Source organism: Prolixibacteraceae bacterium (assembly GCA_019856515.1).
Classification (GTDB): Bacteria; Bacteroidota; Bacteroidia; order Bacteroidales; family Prolixibacteraceae; genus Halosquirtibacter; species Halosquirtibacter xylanolyticus.
Window position 1 is genome coordinate 3,695,950 of record CP082230.1, and the last position, 21,851, is coordinate 3,717,800.

15 protein-coding genes and 1 tRNA gene are annotated in these 21,851 nt (G+C 37.9%); 11 read left to right on the top strand and 5 right to left on the bottom strand.

Going from position 1 to position 21,851, the window contains the following annotated elements:
• Positions 1-29: 29 nt before the first annotated feature.
• A complete protein-coding gene (locus K5X82_13635) occupies positions 30-2,987 on the bottom strand; it encodes a hypothetical protein (GenBank protein QZT36302.1) in 2,958 nt (985 codons plus the stop codon).
• 302 nt (positions 2,988-3,289) lie between these two features.
• Between K5X82_13635 and K5X82_13640 the strand changes: the two genes are divergently transcribed.
• The 4 genes from K5X82_13640 (at position 3,290) to K5X82_13655 (ending at position 7,988) form a co-directional block, all read left to right on the top strand.
• The gene (locus K5X82_13640) at positions 3,290-4,321 is read left to right on the top strand and encodes an acyltransferase family protein (protein ID QZT36303.1); all 1,032 of its coding nucleotides are present in this window, start codon (positions 3,290-3,292) and stop codon (positions 4,319-4,321) included.
• 203 nt (positions 4,322-4,524) lie between these two features.
• On the top strand, positions 4,525-5,574 hold the full coding sequence (locus K5X82_13645) for an acyltransferase family protein (GenBank protein ID QZT36304.1): 1,050 nt from the start codon (positions 4,525-4,527) through the stop codon (positions 5,572-5,574).
• Between the two features lie 290 nt (positions 5,575-5,864).
• Positions 5,865-6,695, top strand: coding sequence for a 1-acyl-sn-glycerol-3-phosphate acyltransferase (locus K5X82_13650; GenBank protein QZT36305.1), 831 nt, complete (start codon positions 5,865-5,867; stop codon positions 6,693-6,695).
• A gap of 324 nt (positions 6,696-7,019) precedes the next feature.
• The gene (locus K5X82_13655) at positions 7,020-7,988 is read left to right on the top strand and encodes a GNAT family N-acetyltransferase (GenBank protein QZT36306.1); all 969 of its coding nucleotides are present in this window, start codon (positions 7,020-7,022) and stop codon (positions 7,986-7,988) included.
• Positions 7,989-8,098: 110 nt separating this feature from the next.
• On the opposite strand, the gene K5X82_13660 is transcribed toward K5X82_13655, so the two are convergent.
• Both K5X82_13660 and K5X82_13665 read right to left on the bottom strand, forming a co-directional pair.
• Positions 8,099-10,000, bottom strand: a complete 1,902-nt coding sequence (locus tag K5X82_13660) for an amidophosphoribosyltransferase (GenBank protein QZT36307.1) — start codon at positions 9,998-10,000, stop codon at positions 8,099-8,101.
• Positions 10,001-10,063: 63 nt separating this feature from the next.
• Entirely contained in the window at positions 10,064-10,576 is a 513-nt protein-coding gene (locus K5X82_13665) for an SPOR domain-containing protein (GenBank protein QZT36308.1), read from the bottom strand.
• Between the two features lie 253 nt (positions 10,577-10,829).
• Between K5X82_13665 and miaB the strand changes: the two genes are divergently transcribed.
• A complete protein-coding gene (miaB, locus tag K5X82_13670; GenBank protein QZT36309.1) occupies positions 10,830-12,176 on the top strand; it encodes a tRNA (N6-isopentenyl adenosine(37)-C2)-methylthiotransferase MiaB in 1,347 nt (448 codons plus the stop codon).
• A gap of 462 nt (positions 12,177-12,638) precedes the next feature.
• Here the strand turns inward: miaB and recQ are convergent, their stop codons facing one another.
• On the bottom strand, positions 12,639-14,819 hold the full coding sequence (gene recQ / locus K5X82_13675) for a DNA helicase RecQ (protein ID QZT36310.1): 2,181 nt from the start codon (positions 14,817-14,819) through the stop codon (positions 12,639-12,641).
• Positions 14,820-15,943: 1,124 nt separating this feature from the next.
• Between recQ and tatC the strand changes: the two genes are divergently transcribed.
• The 6 genes from tatC (at position 15,944) to clpX (ending at position 21,325) form a co-directional block, all read left to right on the top strand.
• Entirely contained in the window at positions 15,944-16,822 is an 879-nt protein-coding gene (gene tatC, locus K5X82_13680; protein ID QZT36311.1) for a twin-arginine translocase subunit TatC, read from the top strand.
• A gap of 77 nt (positions 16,823-16,899) precedes the next feature.
• On the top strand, positions 16,900-17,628 hold the full coding sequence (gene lptB / locus K5X82_13685) for an LPS export ABC transporter ATP-binding protein (protein QZT36312.1): 729 nt from the start codon (positions 16,900-16,902) through the stop codon (positions 17,626-17,628).
• 66 nt (positions 17,629-17,694) lie between these two features.
• Positions 17,695-17,776, top strand: a tRNA-Leu gene (locus tag K5X82_13690).
• A 143-nt stretch (positions 17,777-17,919) separates the two neighbouring features.
• The gene (gene tig / locus K5X82_13695) at positions 17,920-19,260 is read left to right on the top strand and encodes a trigger factor (GenBank protein QZT36313.1); all 1,341 of its coding nucleotides are present in this window, start codon (positions 17,920-17,922) and stop codon (positions 19,258-19,260) included.
• Between the two features lie 100 nt (positions 19,261-19,360).
• The gene (gene clpP, locus K5X82_13700; GenBank protein QZT36314.1) at positions 19,361-20,032 is read left to right on the top strand and encodes an ATP-dependent Clp endopeptidase proteolytic subunit ClpP; all 672 of its coding nucleotides are present in this window, start codon (positions 19,361-19,363) and stop codon (positions 20,030-20,032) included.
• Between the two features lie 87 nt (positions 20,033-20,119).
• On the top strand, positions 20,120-21,325 hold the full coding sequence (gene clpX / locus K5X82_13705) for an ATP-dependent Clp protease ATP-binding subunit ClpX (GenBank protein QZT36315.1): 1,206 nt from the start codon (positions 20,120-20,122) through the stop codon (positions 21,323-21,325).
• 117 nt (positions 21,326-21,442) lie between these two features.
• Here clpX and K5X82_13710 read toward each other — a convergent pair whose 3' ends face one another.
• A complete protein-coding gene (locus K5X82_13710) occupies positions 21,443-21,835 on the bottom strand; it encodes an HIT family protein (protein ID QZT36316.1) in 393 nt (130 codons plus the stop codon).
• Positions 21,836-21,851: the final 16 nt, after the last annotated feature.

Below are 21,851 nucleotides of genomic sequence, written 5' to 3' on the forward strand. Positions count from 1 at the left end.
TGTAGCTTAAGGGCATTGTTATTTTGAATCTATTTTATAAGATTCACTTCTGTCGTTTTACCATCTATACATGTAAATCGAAGTGTGGTTTTATTGGCACTGGGATGATCTACTATTACATTTTTTCTTGCTGTCGTTAAGTTCCAATGTCCTTTTAATTCTATGGTTATATCTACAGGAAGACTCCCTTTATCATCATACATCTTTTTACTGTTAAGATTGATACTAGGGGAGCATACAGACAAGTTAAGCTCTCTATCCTGTGCTTCAATCATAACTAAGGATTCGTGGTCTACACGCTTCAGTAAGTCGTGTTTTATTTTCCCTGACTCAAAAAGCACAAAGCCAGTGATACCTGTTGCTTTATCTTTGACGATATGTGCACGGTGATCTTTTTGTAGCACAGTGTAGTTGGGCGTAATTTTACTATTTGCTCCATTGACTACCGTGGCGTATTCATAAGATCCATGACGTGGTGCCTTACCATGATCGATGTAGGCTACACCGAAAGTCCCATAGGTGTTTTGTTCTGATTTATTATGCTTTGACACTTGCTCTTGTCTTTGTACCACTAAATTTTGTCCTTTAGGCAGGTAGTACATATTCCCCTTATTATCTCCAATAATGTGTGCCGATTTTTTAGATGGTTTTTGAATAAATAGTCCCTCTTTTTTAACACCATCGATGGAAATAATTGAATCTTTGCCAGCCTCTAGTTGAAATAATGTAGTCTCCGTAGGGAAATCCTTATTGCTATTCTCGATGTCGCTACCTAGAGAGATGATGGTATTGTCGAAACAGAATACCGATTTTCTGGCACGATGATCCGGTGTGAAGTTCTTCAGTGTCTCCGTTTCGTGTAGTTTCATACCAAAGATACCATTCTTTCCTAGTGATGAACTTCCACAGAATGTCTCATCCGAACGCGACATCAAAACTCTTACAGGACAATATAACTTATCAAGAGGTAGGTGTATCGTGGTGGTGCCAGGGAATCTATTCCAGTCCCATCCATTCTGATCGTATCCACTCTCTATGTTGCTAATAGGACTCCCTTGATTGTTGATTTGAATAGAGCCATAGCTCATATATCTTCCCCATCGGTTGTCATGTTCATATATTTCTCCTGACCACACATATTGGTTGTAACCTCTTATGCTCACCAACCAATCATCACGTCGATGGAGTCCTAGACAGGCATAGTTCACTACTTGGAAACCATCCATGTTGCTTTCTTGCTTTATGCCATCGTCAGCGAACTCTCGGTACATTCTTTCCCAAGGTTTAGCCAATCGCATATAAGCCGCAGCAAGATTTTTGTTTATCTTGTTTGTTCCAATTCCTGATTTGGCAAGATATCCCATGCCATCAATAGTACGTTGGCTGATCATCCCTGCAAATACTTGACGTCCTGATAAGGCGATGGGCCACTCATATTTGTTCGAGAAATTGCGCATCAATAACATCGATTGGGATAAGTTAGAACGAGCCTGGTCTCCAATCTCAAAGGTGGTGTGTGAAAGGGCATATATTACTGGTGCAATACCCATAAAAGAACCTGTCATATAAGCAGGGTAGAGTCCTGCATGATGAAATAGTGATCCATCAGGTGTAAGCCCACCGACAGTTCCAGCCGAGTATTGTAGTGAGTTATCAACAAAACGAGAGAACTCTTTCATCGCTCTTACTTTTTCTGGACTATCATCCATTAAAAGGACTGCTATAAGTCGACCTCTAGCTTTGGTGTTCCAGAAGTCAGATACTCCTTGTAACTCGTTTACATGAACATCTTTGCGACACTCTGCATTGCCATACCAGTAGGAGATGATTTGTGCTGCTTTTTCTAGTCGCCCTGATGCCTCTAAAGCATCCTTCATCAGTAGGAATGACTCAGGAAGTCCCTCTAGCTGATATCCAACGTGATGTTGTGTTCCAGTGGCACTACCATAATCATACCCTTGATCGATAAAGTGATCGAATAGATCAAAGAACATCTCTTTACAGTAGTCGTCATTGGTTAAGGCATAACCTCGTGCAAGTCCATAAAATATACGAGAGAGATGAAGCGGCTTCACATCATTGAGGTTGGCATTGTATTCATCCGAAGAGACTATCTGTCGACCTGTTATGTGTCCATCTTCAGCTCGGTGTATTCCAAGGTCTGCAAAGTTATCTTTATAATACCAGTTTTCATCTTGATGAGGTACATCTCCACGTACAATATCTAGAATACGGTTCTCGATCTTATGAAATGCTTCTTTCTGTGCTTTGGTTACCTCTTTGGTTAGAGGAATGTCGTGCTTATAGGTGGTTTCCCAATACCATTGACCTCCCCAGTGGTTATGATTAACCCTTGGGTTAATAAATGGAAGTTGTTGATCAGGAGTATTACGACCATGGATCGGGTGCTCACTAAACATGATACGATCGATAAATAATTTCCCTTTAGAACTCTTATTGGGTGCAGTGAATGTCAGTCTATTTAATTGATCTACCTGTTGAATAGTGGTCATCTCTGAGAAGCGTATCCAACAAGCTCTCCACCCTGTGAAGTTGAGGTGATATGGAAATCGATAGGCCTCTTTATCATCCAACCCAACAGAGATGTAAAGCTCGTCATCTATTGCATTTTCATTGTATATCCAACACATCAGTCCCCCTATTTTTTGAATGTCAGCATGAGAAGAGGAGGTGTGTTCTGAGTAGAGTTTACTGCCACCTTTTTTCTCAAGAGCGTAGGCAATATTGATATTCAGTGGCTTGTTGACCACGACTTTATCACCCTTTTCCCAGTTCCACTGTATGGACTGTTGACCGACTTTATAATGTCTTGAAGAGGTGCTTAGGCCGCTACCTTGCCAATTGGAGGGTACTCCATGATCAAAGTCCCAGTAGTTGCTACTAATATCCCCTTTGACTTGGGCTATCGCTCCTATATGACATAGAAGGATAAACTGAAGGACAGTGAATTTGTAAATGAATTTCATTGATTGTTGTTTTATAGGTTCTATGGTATTATATTCTGGTTACCATATTTTAATTGGTATTTAGAAGTGATAAAGCTAATAAAATAAAAAGAAATTGCGAATAACTCTCATGCGTTATTGATGTCTGTTATGGGTTTGTTTATCAGTGAAGTAGTGTGCAAGTTGAATGGAGATGATAAGAGCTTAGAGTGGGACAACCACATTAAATTAATCAGGAAAGTGATTCTCATATATAATTAACGATATGACCTTTCGTTATTATTAACTAAGAGGAGAGTATTTATTTTTGAATTAATATGAAGATGAACAGTCGAGAGTCAAGTTTCGACCTTTTGCGTATTATTGCATGTATGATGGTTGTGTCTTCTCATACCACATCACCATATATGGTTGATAGCGTTCCGGGAGAGCTGAATTTTATTGTGAGTAATTCGATTCAATCATTTTGTCGGGTCTGTATTGCGATTTTTGTAATGATTGGTGGTCGCTATATTTTAGCAAAAAAAGGTAATATAGATTACCAAACCTTCTATTCGAATACGCTATTAAAACGTATTATTTATCCAACCCTAATATGGAGTGTTATCTATGTGATTTATTGCTATGTACAAGGGGCTGTTATTGATTACATGAAGATACGTCCGTTTGATTATACCCTACCATTGAAAAATTGGTTTATGGGGCGTCCTTATAACCATCTTTGGTATATGTATATGTTGATTGGTCTTTATGCCTCTGTTCCTGCTCTAATGATGATTAAAGCATATATAGGGGAGAAGGTATTCTTGCGATTGGGGATACTCCTGCTCTTGTTAAGTCCAATTGTTGACTATTTCAGCGAACTCTTTTGGATGATTCGATTTATTGAGTTTTTAGGATACTTTATTCTTGGTTACTCTTTACGAGGAGTACGATTTGATGGACTTTCTAAGAGATATTTAATTGCGATATGGTTTGTTTGCTCTTTGATGATTGCCTCTGCAACTAGATGGCTTTTATTGCAAAATGTGAGTGCCCCATTCTACTTCTATGGTTTTTTTACTCCTTTTGCGATGGTTGGTTCATTGGCTCTATACAACTGTTTTGATCAATTGCAATTGAAAAAACATACGTCTTTACTTAGTCGTTTATCTCTACATAGCTTTAGAATATACCTTATCCATGCTGGTCTATTATCTGTTGTGGAGAATGTCATTTTTCGATTTCTTCAATGGAATGTGAATCCATTGATCTACATCCCTGTGACTATAATTGTTGTCACTCTGTTCAGTTATACTATCTCATACGGAGTGGAGTTGTTGAAAAGGAGATATACTGTATTTAAATATTTTTGAATTGTGATTATCTAATTTTAGAATAATCGTTGATGGTGTTGAAATAGTAGGGGCTTAAAAATGTGTCTTGTTTGTATATGGTAAAAATCGGACTTTGTTTTTCCTGTAGTGACCATGGTAGAAAGTAGGATAAACAACTTTGAATGGAAGAATATTGATCATTTTAAAAAAGAGATAGGCATAATACAATTATAGAAAGATTAATGACAAAGGGAACGAAGGGGAGAGAGACCAATTTAGATCTGTTAAGAGTGGTAGCTTCATTAATGGTTATTACGGTACATGTAGGTAATGTGTATGTAACTGGAGAGCGAGATAGGGTAGACTACAACTTTATTGTGGGTTTGTTTTATTGCTCTATCTCTGTTTCTGTAGCACTTTTTACATTTCTTAGTGGCGGATTTTTATTAGCAAAGAAAGAGAATAGCAAACCTTCCTATTTTTATCCGAGCATATTAAAGAGAAGGATTCTTTTTCCAACATTATTCTGGAGCCTTGTCTATGTATTGTTGGCATATATGGAGGAGATCGTTGAAGATTATGCCAATATCAGTCCGTTTGAACCATTTGCTCCGTTGGTAATGTTATTAAAGGGACAGCCATGCTATCACTTATGGTATATGTTTATGCTAATAGGGCTATACTTGATGGTGCCTATCTTAATGCGAATAAAGTGTCATCTTGGAGAGTCTAATTTTATGACATTAGGTGTCTTGTTAACGATGTTTGCTGTTCCATTAAGTCTTTGGGGTGAGCTAGTTTGGATGCTCTATTTTGTTAAATATTTGGGTTATTTTATCTTAGGTTATTCGCTAAAGAGATATTATCAAAAGAGGTCAAAATCTAATGCTAAAACGTTTCTTCTGCTAGGGATCTCGATTTGGATTATTAAATATATTTCGGTGATAATGATGGTTCATTACAACTTCTTAGATCCTCTATATTTACTTAACCCGCTGAGTCCTTTTAATATCTTACAAGCGATTTTATTTTATCTATTTTTCTTAAATATCACCATTAAAAGAGGTTCTAAGTATATTCGTAAGTTATCCCGTTATGGATTTTACGTGTATATCTTTCATGCAATTTATGTCTCTATAATAAGAGCCCTCTCTTTTAAGTTGATGAAATGTTCATACGATCCATTATTTTTTATTCCGTTAGTGACTGTTATCGTTTATATGCTTTCCTTATCTACAGCGTATATTTGGATGGAGTTGAAAGATAGGTATAGACCACTTCTTTATAGTTGATGGCATTGATGAGATGAATGTCTTAGGGGTAGAAAAAGATATATCGTTATTTGGAATATCTCTCTTCGATGTTAGTTAGAGTGAAAGGTTCATATGTCACAACTATTACAACTGTGAATACAAGAATGAGATTCTGATCTAAAAAAACGTTATAATACAATCTGTTCTACCTATAATTTTGTTAATTTGCATGAGTAATAGCAGAATAGCAGTGCAAAATATGAGGTTAATAGAACACAATATCGTGTCTATTGACTTTGCCTAAATCATAGAATGTAGGAGGAAATCTTTTGACAGAGAATCAAAATAAACTAAAGAAATTCGATATCAAGACGGTCTTTGAAGAGAAAGATCCAAAGATGGCACGTAGGATACCAAATTTTATATACCGTTTGGTTTCCAAAGTGTTGCATGTCAGATATTTGAATTATATCATCGACAATTACGGACACCTTGAAGGAGTGGATTTCATTCAAGCGATGATTGATGAGTTTCATATCTCATTTGATTATAGAGGTTTAGACAATATTCCACAAGAGGGTAAATTTATCTTTACTGCCAACCATCCATTAGGAGGATTTGATGGATTACTATTGTTAAATATTGTAACAAGACAGAAAGGTCATTCTCTGTTCTTAGTGAATGATATCTTAATGAATATCACTCCTGTTAAGAATCTATTTATTCCGATTAATAAACATGGGAATCAGCGAAAATCAATCAGTATGATTAATGAAGCTTATGCTTCCGATTCACAGATATTGATATTCCCTTCAGGTCTTGCTTCGAGGTTGATAGATGGTAAGATACAAGACCTTTCATGGAACAAACATTGTATTCAGAAATCGATAGAAACACATCGTGATATTGTTCCTGTGCATGTGAGTGGTCGTAATAGTAAACACTTCTATTGGATTGCTAAGATCCGTAAGTTTTTAGGTGTTAAATGGAATATCGAGATGTTCCTTCTTGCTGATGAGATGGTGCGTCACAAAAACAAAAAGTTTGTTATCACTTTTGGAAAACCTATCCCTTACACTACCTTTGATAAATCCAAGAGTCCAATGAAGTGGGCTGCTTGGTTGAGAGAGAAAGTCTATCAGATTGGAGAACAGAAATAACATCAACGAACCAACATACTGTATAGATAGTTGTTACGTACTATCTATATAAATTTACCATTATATCGTATCTATATTGTCTATATCATTGAACGGTATGGAGACATAATGGAGATAATACCAATGGAATAAGGAGGTGAGTGGTAGAATATGGCGACTATACTTTGTTTATATAAGACACTTAAGAAGGAGACATAGCCTTCCCCCTATATGAATGTTGATAATGAAGTATAAACAATATAGAACGCAAGAATATCGCTCTTCCATATTTTAGTTGGTAAAACTACCGTATACTGGATTTGTCTTTTAAAAAAAGATGCTTTTATGAAACAGATTATAGCCCCAGTTAGTCGTGAGCTTTTGCTTGCCGAACTAACTCCAGAGAGGTTCATGAGAAAAACCAACAAGGCAGGTAATGAAATTTATCTACTGAATTATCACAACGCCCCAAACACTATGATAGAGATTGGGCGTCTTAGAGAATTGACCTTTAGAGCTGCTGGTGGGGGTACTGGAAAAGAGGTGGATATTGATTCATATGATACGGACGATATCCCTTATGAACAACTGATTGTTTGGGATCCAGACCAACAAGAGATATTAGGTGGCTATCGCTTTATTCTATGTCGAGATCTACCTAAAGATGAGAATGGACAGGTTCATCTTGCCACCTCTCGTCTTTTTCACTTCTCGGAGGATTTCATCGAAGAGTATCTACCCAATGTTATCGAACTAGGACGTTCATTCGTTCAGCCAGAGTATCAGTCAAGTAAAGCTGGTGCAAAAGGTCTGTTTGCTTTGGATAATTTGTGGGATGGTTTGGGTGCGCTAATGATTGATCATCCAGAGATAAAGTACTTCTTCGGAAAAGTAACGATGTATCAAAGCTATAATGAAGAGGCGAGAAACCTGATTCTGTACTTCTTTGATAAGTATTTCGGTGATGAAGAGAGGTTAGTATATCCTTATAATCCAATGCCTGTTAATATCGACCTGCCAAAGATGAAGGCGATGTTCGAAGGGCTTACATATGAAGAGGGGTATAAGGTATTATCTGTTGAGGTGAGAAAACTAGGAGAGAATATTCCTCCTTTGATTAATGCATATATGGGATTATCTCCTACGATGCGTACTTTCGGTACAGTGATAAATGACCACTTTGGTGAAGTTGAAGAGACAGGTATCATGATCGATATTGATGAGATGTATGATGGAAAGGTTAATCGCCATGTGTCATCTTACCTTGATGATATTGCGGAGAATGATGAAGTTCCAATCATTCGTTTCCAATAGATCATTCTAAAACAAGATAAAAAAGGGCTTTATTGATTACAATAAAGCCCTTTTCTGTGATACCGATAGGTGGTGATAATTAAAAAAACAGATCCATATCATGTTGATAACTAATACGCTCTTTTTTTAACCCCTTCGATATAGTTTATAAATGAGTTATTCACCACTTTACGACCACCTGGTGTTGGATAATCACCAGTAAAGTACCAGTCTCCAAGATCGTTAGGGCAAGCCTTATGAAGATTGTCTACGGATTGATATACAATCTCAATATCTGCACTACAATCCTCAGGTGTGAGCAATTCTGCAATCTTCGCAGAGATCTCTTCATCATTAAAAGGACGATAGATATCTTTTACATAGTTGGTGATCTCCTCTTTGGGAAGGTTCTGTTGTGCTTTACACTTTTGGTAGACCTCTTGGATCAGATCTTCCATTCCACGATCTCTAAGAAGAGCTATGGTCGCTTCAAATGCAATGAAATCCCCCATAACTGCCATATCAATACCGTAACAATCTGGGTAGCGAATTTGTGGTGCAGATGAGATGACGACTATTTTTTTCGGATTAAGTCGATCAAGAATCTTAAGAATACTCTTCTTTAGTGTTGTTCCTCTTACAATAGAGTCGTCGATCACCACCAATGTGTCTTTTTGATCTCTTACTTGACCATAAGTCACATCGTAGACATGTCCTACCATATCGTCTCTGCTGGCATCATCCGCAATGAAGGTACGTAGTTTCACATCCTTAATAGCGATCTTTTCGATACGAGGTTCTACCTTGATGATATCAGCTATACACTCTTCTGTAAGCTCATTAGACAACGCATGGATCTTCTCCTTCTTCCATATAAGAAGTTGCTCTCTAATTCCTTCTACCATGCCATAAAAAGCAGTCTCTGAAGTGTTCGGAATATATGAGAAGACCGTGTCCTCCATGTTGTTGTTAATCACCTGCATAATTTTAGGCGACAACAATCGTCCTAACTCTTTACGCTCTTTATAAATATCTGCATCCGATCCTCTTGAAAAGTAGATACGTTCGAAGGAACAAGAGCGACGCTTTTGAGGTACACGTACCAACTCTTGTGATACTGTACCGTCATGTTTTACGATAAGTGCATGACCAGGAGAAATCTCATTGACCTCCTCATACTTTACGTCCATCACAGTCTGTATTACCGCACGTTCACTAGCGACCACTACAATCTCATCGTCCTCATAGAAGTGTGCTGGGCGAATCCCCCAAGGATCTCTTGTGACAAACATATCACCATGTCCAATCACTCCTGCCATTGCATAACCACCATCCCAATCTCTACTTGCTTGTTCAAGAATAGATTGTATATCTAGCTGCTCTTTGATCTTTGCAGAGATCTCTTGATTGTTATATCTTTCGTTTTTGAAAATACGAAAAAGACGTTCGTTCTCTTCATCTAAAAAATGACCTACCTTCTCCAATACAGTCACCGTGTCGGTATAGGCCTTTGGGTGTTGTCCTAGCTGTACGAGTTTCTCGAAGAGTTCATCTACATTTGTTAAGTTGAAGTTACCTGCCAGTGCAAGGTTGCGCGATTTCCAATTGTTCTGACGCATCACTGGATGGGCATACTCAACACTATTACGACCAAATGTCCCATAGCGGAGGTGTCCCATATAAAGCTCTGAAATAAATGGAATGTTCTTTGAAGCCCATGTCGCATCTAATACTGCTTCAGGATGTTCTTTGCTGTGCTTGTCAATGGTCGAAAAGATATGGTGGAAAAGGTCTTTTATTGGGTTGGTTTCCACAGATCTATAACGATCGAAATATTCACATCCTGGGTCAACAGATAGTTTTACTCCAACGACTCCAGCCCCGTCTTGTCCGCGGTTGTGTTGCTTCTCCATCAACAAATAAAGCTTGTTGAGGCCATACATCCACGTGCCATACTTCTTCTCGTAATAGCTAAGAGGCTTTTTTAAACGAATCAGTGCGATGCCACACTCATGTTTTATTGGATCACTCATGGTAAATTTTGGGTAAATGGTAAAAAAAAGAGACAATAGCACACTATTGTCTCCATTGGATTATTAATAATTTGGGTCTATTATTTCAGGTACAATGAATGAGTCAGGAAACATGGAAGATAGTGACTTCTTTAACTTTAACGCCTCCGATTTGGAGCGGAAGTCTCCCACACGCAATTTAAAGTCAGGTGCACTGTAGGTCGTATACGTATTGACATCGGGTTTGACTCTTAAGAAGCGAGTCTTAATCTTTTGAATCTCCGAACGAGCATCTGTTCCTGAGGAGAAATAAATCTGAAGACGATATCCACGAACTCCTTTCTGTAAACTATTCTCTTGAGCATGCCATACAATTAATGAATCCACTAGGTTGGAGTGGTTAAAAATGGGCTTCTTTATTAGTGCCTCTAAACTGGTTGGTGCTGGCGCTACGGGTTTTTCTGGGTATGGGTCTTGAGCCATTGCGACAATGCTACCAACAGTAAGCAGTAAAAATAAACAGAATAGCGATCTCATATCGATTTGTACTATTATAATTAAATTCAACTTCTTATTATCTGTAATGAACCTATCCATATAGGTCCATCTGTTCGCAGGTGATGGACCTTATCGTTCATCTACTTCTGCGTACTACAAAGATAGGTTTTTTTGTATAAGCAAAATGTAATAATAGGGAATATACGCAAGATTCTTTCGTATGTTATTTAAATATGAAACGGGGTGAATTAAGAGCTTTAAATCTTTTTTAGCCCTAAGTTTCATGGGATTGTGAAAAATCAAATTAACTTTGTAACCCATTTATTTTTACTGGATTTTTGAATTTCTTGAAATGAAAAAGAAACTATATATCGAAACCTACGGGTGTCAGATGAACGTTGCTGATAGTGAGGTAGTGGCATCCGTGATGGCAGAGAGGAATTTTGAGATCTCTGACAATCAAGAGGAGGCAGATGTTGTTTTGGTGAACACATGCTCTGTAAGAGATAATGCAGAGAAGCGTGTCTGGGGACGTCTGCGTGAACTTAATGCTTTAAAGAAAAGTAATAAAGAGCTTAAACTAGGTCTTATCGGATGTATGGCTGAGCGTATTGGTGACGAGATGTTAGAAGACAAAGTCGTTGATATCGTGGCAGGCCCTGATGCTTATCGTAATCTTCCATACCTTTATGACAAGTCGATTGAGGGAGAAGATGCGATCAATGTGGAGTTAACTATTGATGAAACATACGATAGTATCATTCCTAAGCGAATGAATGAAGGGATCTCTGGTTTTGTCTCCATAACTCGCGGGTGTAATAACTTCTGTACATACTGTATCGTACCTTATACACGTGGTCGTGAGCGTAGTCGTGATCCTAAAGATATTCTTGCTGAGGTAAGAGATATGGTTAAGAACGGCTACAAAGAAGTAACTCTTCTTGGGCAGAATGTAGATTCGTACAAGTGGATGCCCGAAGGAACAACTAAGCCAGTTCGTTTCCACCATCTATTAGAATTGGTCGCACAAGAGTCACCAACTCTTCGTGTTCGTTTTAGTACTCCTCACCCTAAAGATATTAAAGAGAGTGTAGTGAAAATGATTGCAAAGTATCCAAATATTTGTAAGCATATTCATCTTCCAATCCAAGCGGGTAATGATGAGGTGTTGAAACGAATGAATCGTAGATATACTGTAGAGTGGTATCAGAATCGTGTGGAGATGATCCGTAAACACATCCCTGAATGTTCGATCACAACGGATGTTTTCTGTGGATTTTGTGGCGAGACAGAGGAGCAATTCCAAGGGACATTAGACATGATGAAATGGGTGCATTATGACACTGCATTTATGTTTAAATATTCAGAGCGTCCTGGTACATATGCTGCAAAGAAACTAGAGGATGATATCTCAGAAGAGGTAAAAGGAGAGCGTTTAACACGTATGATTCAACTTCAAAGTAGCCTTTCGATAGAGAGCAATCAAAGTGATATTGGAAAAGTCGTTGAGGTATTGGTCGAGAAGTTATCAAAAAAATCTTCGGATGAATTGTGTGGACGTAGTTCTCAAAATAAATTGGTGGTATTCCCTAAAAAAGATGCCCAAATAGGTGATTACGTTAGAGTGAAGATCGAAAGATGTACACAAACAACGCTAATCGGTGAAATGATTGAAAAAATTGATGCTCCTTCTTTCTAAGTTGTAGTGTCAATATTCAATAGTCAACAAAAAGGAGTATAAGTGTCCTAGGATACTTGTAGAGAAGAGGAGATATGACTTCTCTTCGATATGTGCTTTTTGCTGAACAAAACAAATTCAGAACATACCAACGTAGAAGCGTCGTGAAAGGTGGATTACTCCTCCTTGCGGCGCTTCTTGTTTTATCTCTTAGGATATATACCAAACAAGGGCTAAAGTATCTTTAATACTTTAGCCCTTGCTATTATTTTTTTGATAGAGTAGTTTTAGTATGACCAACGATATTTTGAGATCATCGACTGAAATGTTCTGTCTGTAAATTACTTATATAAACCAATAAATGGTTATGTTGTCTTCTCCTACAGTGATACTTTAAAACGAAGGAGAGGTCTGATAGAACATATCAATGTTGTGCCTCTAGATATATAATTGGTTTAAGATGTAGGATATGAGCCTCTCTTCTTAGTTTCCAACTTCAGAAAGGAACTTCAAACGAACCAATCGAATGTCTTCTTCTGCATAGTCATCACCTAACTCTTCATAAGCTTCGGAGAGCTCTCCAGTTTCTGAATCATCATGGAAGAAATCAAAGATGTCGTCAATCGCATCCTCATCAATCTCTTGCTCTAAATAATAGTCGATATTGATTTTAGTTCCTGAATTGACAATTGCCTCCAACTCAGATATCAAGTCATTTAACTCTAACCCTTTTGAATTTGCAATATCATCAAGTGGCATCTTACGATCGATCGCTTGAATGATAAATACTTTATTCTTTGACTTGTTGGCCACGCTCTTTACAACCATGTCTTGTGCACGGATAATACCGTTCTCCGTAACATATTTCTGGATCAGTTCGATGAATGGCTTTCCATATTTTTTAGCCTTTCCTTGTCCTACACCTACAATATGCTGAAGTTCATCTATCTTGGTTGGATATTGAATCGACATATCCGATAATGATGACTCTTGGAAAAGAATATATGGTGGAAGATCCCTCTTCTTAGCCTCTTTTTTACGAAGATCTTTCAACATATTGAAGAGCTCAGGATCACCCGTTGAGTTGCCTCCTGGTGAAGACAGTCCCTCTTCAACTACAGCTTCATAATCGTGGTTTTTTACCACCATAAAAGAGTGTGGATTTTCTATATAGCCTTCTCCTTCTGGAGTCATCTTTAATACTCCGTAGTTTTCGATATCTTTATGTAGATATCCTGCAATAATACATTGACGATAGACAGCCTTCCACAGTCTAGGGTCTTGATCTTCCCCCTTGCCATAATGATCAAGACTTTCGTGTTTAAAGGATTTAACAGCAGCATTTTTTACTCCTGTAAGAATATCTACCATATGCTCTGACTTATACTGTTGCTTTACCTCTTTTACAGCATTTAAAGCCATCAAGATCATCTCACGACCCTCTATCTGCTCTTTAGGCATCTTACAGTTGTCACAGTTGCCACAGTTATTTACGGTATAGGATTCACCGAAATAGTGCAACAGCACCTTGCGTCTACATATTGCAGATTCAGCAAAAGCCACGGTATCCAAAAGCAATTGTTGTCCAATCTCTTGTTCTGCAACTGGCTTTCCTTGCATAAACTTTTCAAGCTTCTGAATATCTTTGTAGCTATAGAATGTCAAACAATGACCTTCACCGCCATCTCGACCAGCTCTACCTGTCTCCTGATAGTAGCCTTCTAAAGATTTAGGTACATCATAGTGTATCACAAACCTTACATCTGGTTTATCGATGCCCATTCCAAAAGCAATGGTTGCAACAATCACATCGACCTCTTCCATTAGAAACTTATCCTGGTTTCCTGAACGCGTGGTCGAATCCATACCTGCATGGTAGGCCAATGCACGTATACCGTTAACTTGTAAGGTTGCTGCAAGCTCCTCTACCTTCTTGCGACTTAAGCAGTAAATAATACCAGACTTGCCTTCTCGCTGTTTAATAAACTTGATGATCTGTTCCGGTGCTTTGTTCTTAGAACGAATCTCATAGAATAGATTTTCACGATTAAAAGAGGACTTAAAAACTCTAGCATTGCTCATGCCTAAGTTCTTTTGTATGTCATGTTGAACTTTTGGAGTCGCCGTAGCTGTTAGGGCAATGATCGGTGCTGAACCAATCTCGTGGACAATAGGACGTATACGACGATATTCGGGTCTGAAATCATGACCCCACTCTGAAATACAGTGGGCTTCATCGATTGCATAGAACGAGATCGTAATTTCGTTCAAAAAATCGATATTCTCTTGTTTGGTCAAAGACTCAGGAGCTACATATAGTAACTTCGTAATACCATTGCGTACGTCTTCTTTTACTTGATTGGTGGCCGATTTTGAAAGAGAGGAGTTCAGAAAATGGGCAATGCCGTTATTGGTACTTATCGACCTAATAGCATCCACTTGATTTTTCATCAAAGCGATAAGCGGCGATATAACAATAGCAGTACCCTCTGATATCAGAGCAGGTAACTGGTAGCAAAGAGATTTTCCCCCTCCCGTAGGCATCAACACAAAAGTATCGTTCTGATCGAGGATACTGTGGATGACCTCTTCTTGACTTCCTTTGAATCTATCGAAGCCAAAGTATTTTTTTAATTCGTCCGTTAATGAAATGCTTCTGTCCATCTTGTTTCCCTTAAATTACTCCTAAAAGCGAATTCACTCATAAATCATTCTATAATGATCATGAGCTAAGATATATAAATTATTAGATGTATTCAAGCTTCGTTTTTCGCTTTTTTTTAAATAATCTTTAATGGGCTGATGGTTCGATACCCTATTTTATAGGGTAAAACTGAATGAATTACTTACAGGATGGGAGAGGTATTGCAATGAGGCGTTGGTCTAATTTTTGTACTATTAGTGATGTGTTGGTGTCATTATTCGAGGGGTTTTGTGTCGATATCAGGTAGTTTTGTTCTATTGTTGCTATTAAATTATAAGGGTTGTGACTCTTTTGTGATAATTGAATGGGGGCATATTTGTAGAATTAATGATATCAAATTAATCTTTTTTATTAACGAATTACTCTTTCTATAGAGATAGATGTTATGGGACATGTTTGATCGGATTTCGTGTTAGTTGAACGATCGTGGTATGTTGGATAATTTGTCTTTATGACTTAATCTAGAAAGAGTTATTCTTAAGGTTTTGTATGCTTTTACCCCGTTTTACTGTGAAAATTCCCTATTTTATGGAATCGATGTTGAAAAACAATTTTTTCATGAAATCAGTTCCAAAATGTGTGTCAAGAATAGATGTCGCATCAATTTTAATTTATTGGCACAATAGTTCTCATGTTTTTTTCCATTATAGCTCCACGTCTTTTCCTCAATTTAAAGGGTTATTACTACATCGAGATAGTCATGTTGTTTGTGCAAATTAATGTATAAAAAGAGTAGGATAAATGTGGCATGGTGAGGTTGTGTCGGTTGCTAAATATGGTTTTGAGAGATGAAATGTTGTGTTCTCTTGGAGAGGTGGATCTATAGATTTTTGAACGTGGTGGAGTTGCTATTTTTGAATTTTGATGCAAATCGACATAGATTTAATATATTTGTGATGATAGAATAAAAATAATACCGATTCTATTTTGAATGAGGGATAAATGATTTCGAATATCTTTTGTTTAGAGAAGGCTTAAGAACGAGAGTGTAGCCTCTTTTTCGTTCGTGTTTTAAAACGAAGAATAAACAAGATAGAGCGGAAATGTATTCCTCATTTAATTGTAGTATAGGTATAACTGGACGATGAAAAATATGGTTGCACAGAAGAAGTTATCAGGAGGAAAGCAGGTGAAGGAGATGTCTTTTATCGAGCATCTAGAGGAGTTGAGATGGCATTTGGTAAGAGCATGCCTCTCGGTACTTATCTGTAGTGTCGTGGCCTTTATGAATAGGAGTGTAATTTTTGACGAGATTATCCTATGGCCTAAAGACCCAAACTTTTGGACCTATGAGAAGTTGAATCAGATGATGGCATGGATCCATGAACAATTGCCTTTTATTGAGTCCTCTTCTTTTAATATTCGGCCGATTGAAATTCAGAATATTATGATGTCAGGTCAGTTCTCTACCCACATTAAGGTTTCTATTGTGATGGGGTTTATATTGGCTTTCCCATATGTTTTTTATCAAGTATGGGGTTTTGTAAGACCTGCACTATATAATACAGAAAAAAGAGTCGCTTCAGGGGCTGTTTTTGTAAGTTCGTTACTCTTTATTGTAGGGGTGCTGTTCGGATATTTCATTATTTTACCTTTATCTCTACAGTTTCTGGCTGGATATGAAGTAAGTAGCCAAGTGTCTAATCAGATTCAACTCTCTTCGTATATCGGGACGGTGACCAGTATCGTATTCTCTGGAGGGGTTGTCTTCGAGTTGCCCGTGATTGCATTTTTCTTTAGTAAGATAGGTCTACTCACACCTGAGTTTATGCGTACTTATCGAAAGCACTCTTATGTGGCATTACTTCTATTATCTGCAATTATCACACCACCGGATGTGTTTAGTCAGGTGTTGGTTTGTATTCCTTTGGTATTCCTATATGAAGTGAGTATTTATATCTCTAGGGCTGTAAATAAAAAGCAGAAATATGACTTTGATGATGATTTAGAGGATCTCGATTAAAATTGATGGGGGATCACATCACCTCATCATATTTCGTTATATTTGCACGTATATCGTATATTAATTATTCAAAGGATATGAGATTAAGAGCCGAAGGGATAAAGAAACAATACGGAAAAAGATTGGTAGTAAAGGGGGTTTCACTTGATGTAGAACAAGGAGAGATCGTTGGTTTGTTAGGACCTAATGGTGCAGGAAAGACCACCTCATTTTATATGACAGTGGGTTTGATCCAACCTTCGGGAGGACGAATCTTTCTTGATGATGAAGATATTACTAAACTTCCAGTATATAAAAGAGCCCAGTTAGGGGTCGGGTATTTGGCACAGGAGGCATCTGTTTTTCGTCAATTAAGTATTGAGGATAACATCATGTCAATATTAGAGATGACCGACACCTCGAAAGAGTATCAGAAAGATAAATTGGAGTCTCTATTGGACGAGTTTGGTCTGCAGCATATTCGCAAAAGTAAGGGTATACAGTTATCTGGAGGAGAGCGACGTCGTTGTGAGATTGCACGTTGTTTGGCCATTAACCCTAAGTTTATTCTTTTGGATGAGCCATTTGCTGGTGTTGACCCTATTGCAGTAGAGGATATACAGAAGATTGTATTTAAATTGAGAGATAAAAATATTGGTATTTTGATTACCGACCACAATGTGCATGAGACATTGTCTATTACCGATCGATCGTATCTATTATATGATGGACGTATTCTTCAATCAGGTACGGCGGAAGAGCTTGCTGCCGACGAGGAAGTTCGTCGTCTATACTTAGGACAAAACTTCGAATTGCGTAAGAAGTAAAAAAGTATGGAATATTTTTGGAGGTTCGTAAAAAATATTCCATATTTGCATCGCTTTTGTGGGAACGCGGATGTGGCGTAATTGGTAGCCGCGCTAGACTTAGGATCTAGTGCCGAGAGGCGTGGGGGTTCGAGTCCCTTCATCCGCACGTTGATAGCATAGAACCGCTTTCGTTATCCTGATAAAGGATCGTAGGCGGTTTCTTATTATATAAAAAATCAAAAATTAGAATAAAGAAGGAGGCATACCTGCCTTTTGGCATTTTGAATCTTTCATTAAGTGTAGGAAATTATGAAAATTACCAGAGAAAACATTGATGATTTGAATGCTGTTGTCAGGCTGACAGTTGAAAAAAACGATTACGAGGCAACGGTAAACGAGACTCTAAAAGAATACCGTAAAAAGGCTCAAATGCCTGGTTTCCGTCAAGGAAAAGTTCCTGCAGGTATGGTGAAGAAGATGTACGGTCAATCTCTTCTTGCAGAAGAGGTAAACAAAGTTATCTCTAAATCTCTAACTGATTTTATCAAGAGTGAAGATCTTGATATTCTTGGTGAGCCTCTTCCTAATGATGAAGAAACAAAGAGTATTGATTGGGCAAAAGATACTGATTTCGAATTTGTATTTGATATCGCTCTTACTCCTGAGATCAATATTACTTTAGATAAGAGAAGTAAGCTTCCTTACTATACAATCAAAGTGGATGAGCAAGCTATTGACAACCAAGTTGAAGCTTTCGCTAACCGTTTTGGTGAGAATCAACCTGCAGAAAAAGTAGAAGAGAAAGAGACTATCAAAGGTTCTTTCGTTCAGGTGGATGCAGAAGGAAATGAAGTAGCTGATGGTATCAAAGTAGAGGATGTAACTCTTGCTGTTGATATGATTCAGGATGAAGAGGTGAAAAACTCTTTCATTGGCGCTACTAAAGATTTTGAAATAGTTCTTAATCCTAAGGCTTGTTTCGCAAATGCAGCTCAAATGTTCAAAGTAGAAGATGCAGAAGCATTGGATACTACGTTCAAATTTGTTGCTGAAGAGGTATTGACTTTCGTTGCTCACGAAGTTAACGAGGAGTTGTTCAAGAAGATTTACGGTGAAGATACTGAGATCAATACAGTAGAAGCATTCCGTGCGAAAGTGAAAGAAGAGATCGAAGCTAGCTTTGTCTATTCAAGCAAGTACCGTTTCGGAGTTGATGCTCGTGAATCTTTGATTAAGAAAGCGAAATTTGATCTTCCTGCAGCATTCTTGAAGCGTTGGATCGTGTTGACAAACAAAGAGCTTACTACTGAAAAAGTAGAAGAAGAGTGGAGCAACTACGAAGAGGGATTCAAGTGGGAGCTTATTAAGAACAAGATTGTTAAAGAGAACGAAATTCAAGTAGAGAACCAAGAGGTTCTTGAGCTTGCAAAAGAAGCTGCTTTGATGCAATTCCGTCAGTACGGTATGTTCGATGTTAAGGATGAGTATCTTGATCAATATGCTGCTTCAATTCTTGAAAACGAGCAAGAACGCACACGTTTTGCTGAGCGTAAACTAGAAGAAAAGGTTTATGACCTAATTTTAGATAAGGTAAATGCTGAGGAGAAAGAAGTGGATCAAAAAGAGTTTGATGCATTATTCGAAGACTAATCTTAATCTGAAAATAGGAAACATTCTATAAGATTATTAACTTTGTAGTAGACCGTTTTAGCGGTCTCTACAAAGTTTTTTTTGTTTTAAACATATAGGTATGGGTTACAACAACGATGAATTCCGCAAATTTGCGAAGGGACATATGGGCATTAGCAGTATGAACCTCCATCGATTTGAATCGATTAATGCGAACTATATTTCTCCAACAATTATAGAAGAGAGACAGATGAATGTGGCTTCTATGGATGTCTTTTCTCGATTGATGATGGACCGTATCATATTCTTGGGGGTTCCTATCGACGATCATGTGGCAAATATTATCCAAGCACAGCTTCTGTTTTTAGAATCGGCTGATCCAGGAAAAGATATACAAATCTATTTTAACTCTCCAGGAGGATCTGTTTATGCAGGTCTAGGAATTTATGATACGATGCAGTATATCAATTGTGATGTAGCTACGATCTGTACAGGGATTGCTGCATCAATGGCTGCAGTGTTGTTGTGTGCAGGAGCGGAAGGTAAACGTTCAGCTTTGACTCATTCACGTGTGATGATCCACCAGCCTTTGGGAGGAGCACAAGGACAAGCTTCCGATATCGAGATTACTACTAGAGAGATCTTGAAGTTAAAGAGTGAGTTGTATCAGATTATAGCAGACCATTCGAAGCAGACTTTCGATAAAGTGGCAGCTGATTCAGATAGAGATTATTGGATGACTTCTACTGAAGCATTGGATTATGGTATGATTGATACTATATTGAAGAGATAGATAATTATTCAAATCAAATAGTGAGAAGAGAGACTATTAGTGATGTTCTCTTCTCGTTTTTTTTAATACGAAGGATAGGAGAACTTTATGGATAGGTGTTCTTTTTGTGGTCGCCCTAAGAAGGAGGTAAACTTACTTATCGCTGGTGTGGATGGACATATCTGCGATAGCTGTATTGAACAAGCTCATACGATTATATCGGAGGAGTATAAAGGTTCAAATAAGTTTGATCTAGCTACGGTTGATTTGAAAAAACCTCAAGAGATAAAATATAAGTTAGATCAGTATGTGATTGGACAGGACGAAGCAAAGAAGATATTGTCTGTTGCAGTTTATAACCATTATAAACGTCTTGGTCAACCTACTACGGATAACGATGAGGTAGAGATTGAGAAATCCAATATTATGTTGGTAGGGCCAACAGGTACTGGTAAAACATTACTTGCTCGTACCATCGCTCGCATGTTAAATGTGCCATTCACTATTGTGGATGCTACTGTGCTTACTGAAGCTGGATATGTTGGTGAGGATATTGAGAGCTTGTTAACACGTCTATTGCAATCTGCAGATTATGATGTGGAGGCTGCGGAGCGTGGTATTGTATTTATTGATGAGATTGATAAAATTGCGAGAAAAGGGGACAACCCTTCGATCACTCGTGATGTCTCAGGAGAAGGGGTTCAGCAAGGTCTTCTTAAGTTATTAGAAGGATCTATTGTGAACGTACCGCCACAGGGTGGTAGAAAACACCCTGATCAGAAGATGATCCCTGTGAACACGAAGAATATCTTGTTTATCTGTGGTGGTGCTTTTGATGGTATTGAGAGAAAGATTTCTCAGCGCTTGAATGCACAAGTTGTTGGATATAATGCAAGCCGTTCTACTGACAAACTAGACAGAGAAAATATGCTACAATATGTAGCACCTCAAGATTTAAAATCGTTCGGTTTGATTCCTGAAATCATTGGACGTCTTCCTGTTTTATCTTTCTTGAACCCGTTAGATCGTGATGCACTACGTAGCATCTTGACAGAGCCAAAGAATGCTTTGATTAAGCAATATGTAAAGCTGTTCAAGATGGACGGAATGGATCTCTCTTTCACTGCAGGAGCATTAGATGAGATTGTGGATGTAGCTTTGAAATATAAGTTAGGTGCTCGTGGACTACGAGGTATTTGTGAAACAATCATGGTAGACGTGATGTTCGATATGCCTTCTGGAGAGGACACGAAAGTGAAGATAGATAAGGCTTATTGCCAGAAACATCTGAATAACTTCCATACAAGAGTATAACTCAGATATTTTAAGATATAAAAAAAAGCAAAGTCTATTGACTTTGCTTTTTTTATATCCATTTTGTACGTAACGCTACGGTATATTTATCTCTATACTGTGTGTCAAGAATCCAATTTAGATCTCTTTTCTGATCTTCTCTGCAATCTCTAGGAACTCATCTGTGGTGAGTTTAAGTTTTGGATTGGAGAAGTTTACATCCTTTTCTGAATCCATCGGGATCAGGTGGATATGTGCGTGCGGCACTTCAAGGCCAAGAACGATATTTGCCACTTTCGTACAAGGCATCGCTTTTTTTAGCCCTAAGGCTACCTTGTGTGCAAACATTTGAAGATCTGCATATTCATTCGTATCCATATCAAAGATGTAGTCTACCTCTTTTTTAGGAACCACTAGTAGGTGTCCCTTTGTAAGTGGCGCAATGTCTAAAAAAGCATAGTGCTTTTCATCTTCGGCAATCTTGTAAGATGGTATCTCTCCAAGAATAATTTTAGTGAATATTGTTGCCATGGTTAGGTCGATTGAA

Bases quoted from the DNA above. Each gene is read 5' to 3' on its own strand.
- K5X82_13635 (QZT36302.1), bottom strand. From the start codon at position 2,987: ATGAAATTCATTTACAAATTCACTGTCCTTCAGTTTATCCTTCTATGT.
- K5X82_13640 (QZT36303.1), top strand. From the start codon at position 3,290: ATGAACAGTCGAGAGTCAAGTTTCGACCTTTTGCGTATTATTGCATGT.
- K5X82_13645 (QZT36304.1), top strand. From the start codon at position 4,525: ATGACAAAGGGAACGAAGGGGAGAGAGACCAATTTAGATCTGTTAAGA.
- K5X82_13655 (QZT36306.1), top strand. From the start codon at position 7,020: ATGAAACAGATTATAGCCCCAGTTAGTCGTGAGCTTTTGCTTGCCGAA.
- K5X82_13660 (QZT36307.1), bottom strand. From the start codon at position 10,000: ATGAGTGATCCAATAAAACATGAGTGTGGCATCGCACTGATTCGTTTA.
- K5X82_13665 (QZT36308.1), bottom strand. From the start codon at position 10,576: ATGGATAGGTTCATTACAGATAATAAGAAGTTGAATTTAATTATAATA.
- miaB (QZT36309.1), top strand. From the start codon at position 10,830: ATGAAAAAGAAACTATATATCGAAACCTACGGGTGTCAGATGAACGTT.
- recQ (QZT36310.1), bottom strand. From the start codon at position 14,819: ATGGACAGAAGCATTTCATTAACGGACGAATTAAAAAAATACTTTGGC.
- tatC (QZT36311.1), top strand. From the start codon at position 15,944: ATGAAAAATATGGTTGCACAGAAGAAGTTATCAGGAGGAAAGCAGGTG.
- lptB (QZT36312.1), top strand. From the start codon at position 16,900: ATGAGATTAAGAGCCGAAGGGATAAAGAAACAATACGGAAAAAGATTG.
- tig (QZT36313.1), top strand. From the start codon at position 17,920: ATGAAAATTACCAGAGAAAACATTGATGATTTGAATGCTGTTGTCAGG.
- clpP (QZT36314.1), top strand. From the start codon at position 19,361: ATGGGTTACAACAACGATGAATTCCGCAAATTTGCGAAGGGACATATG.
- clpX (QZT36315.1), top strand. From the start codon at position 20,120: ATGGATAGGTGTTCTTTTTGTGGTCGCCCTAAGAAGGAGGTAAACTTA.
- K5X82_13710 (QZT36316.1), bottom strand. From the start codon at position 21,835: ATGGCAACAATATTCACTAAAATTATTCTTGGAGAGATACCATCTTAC.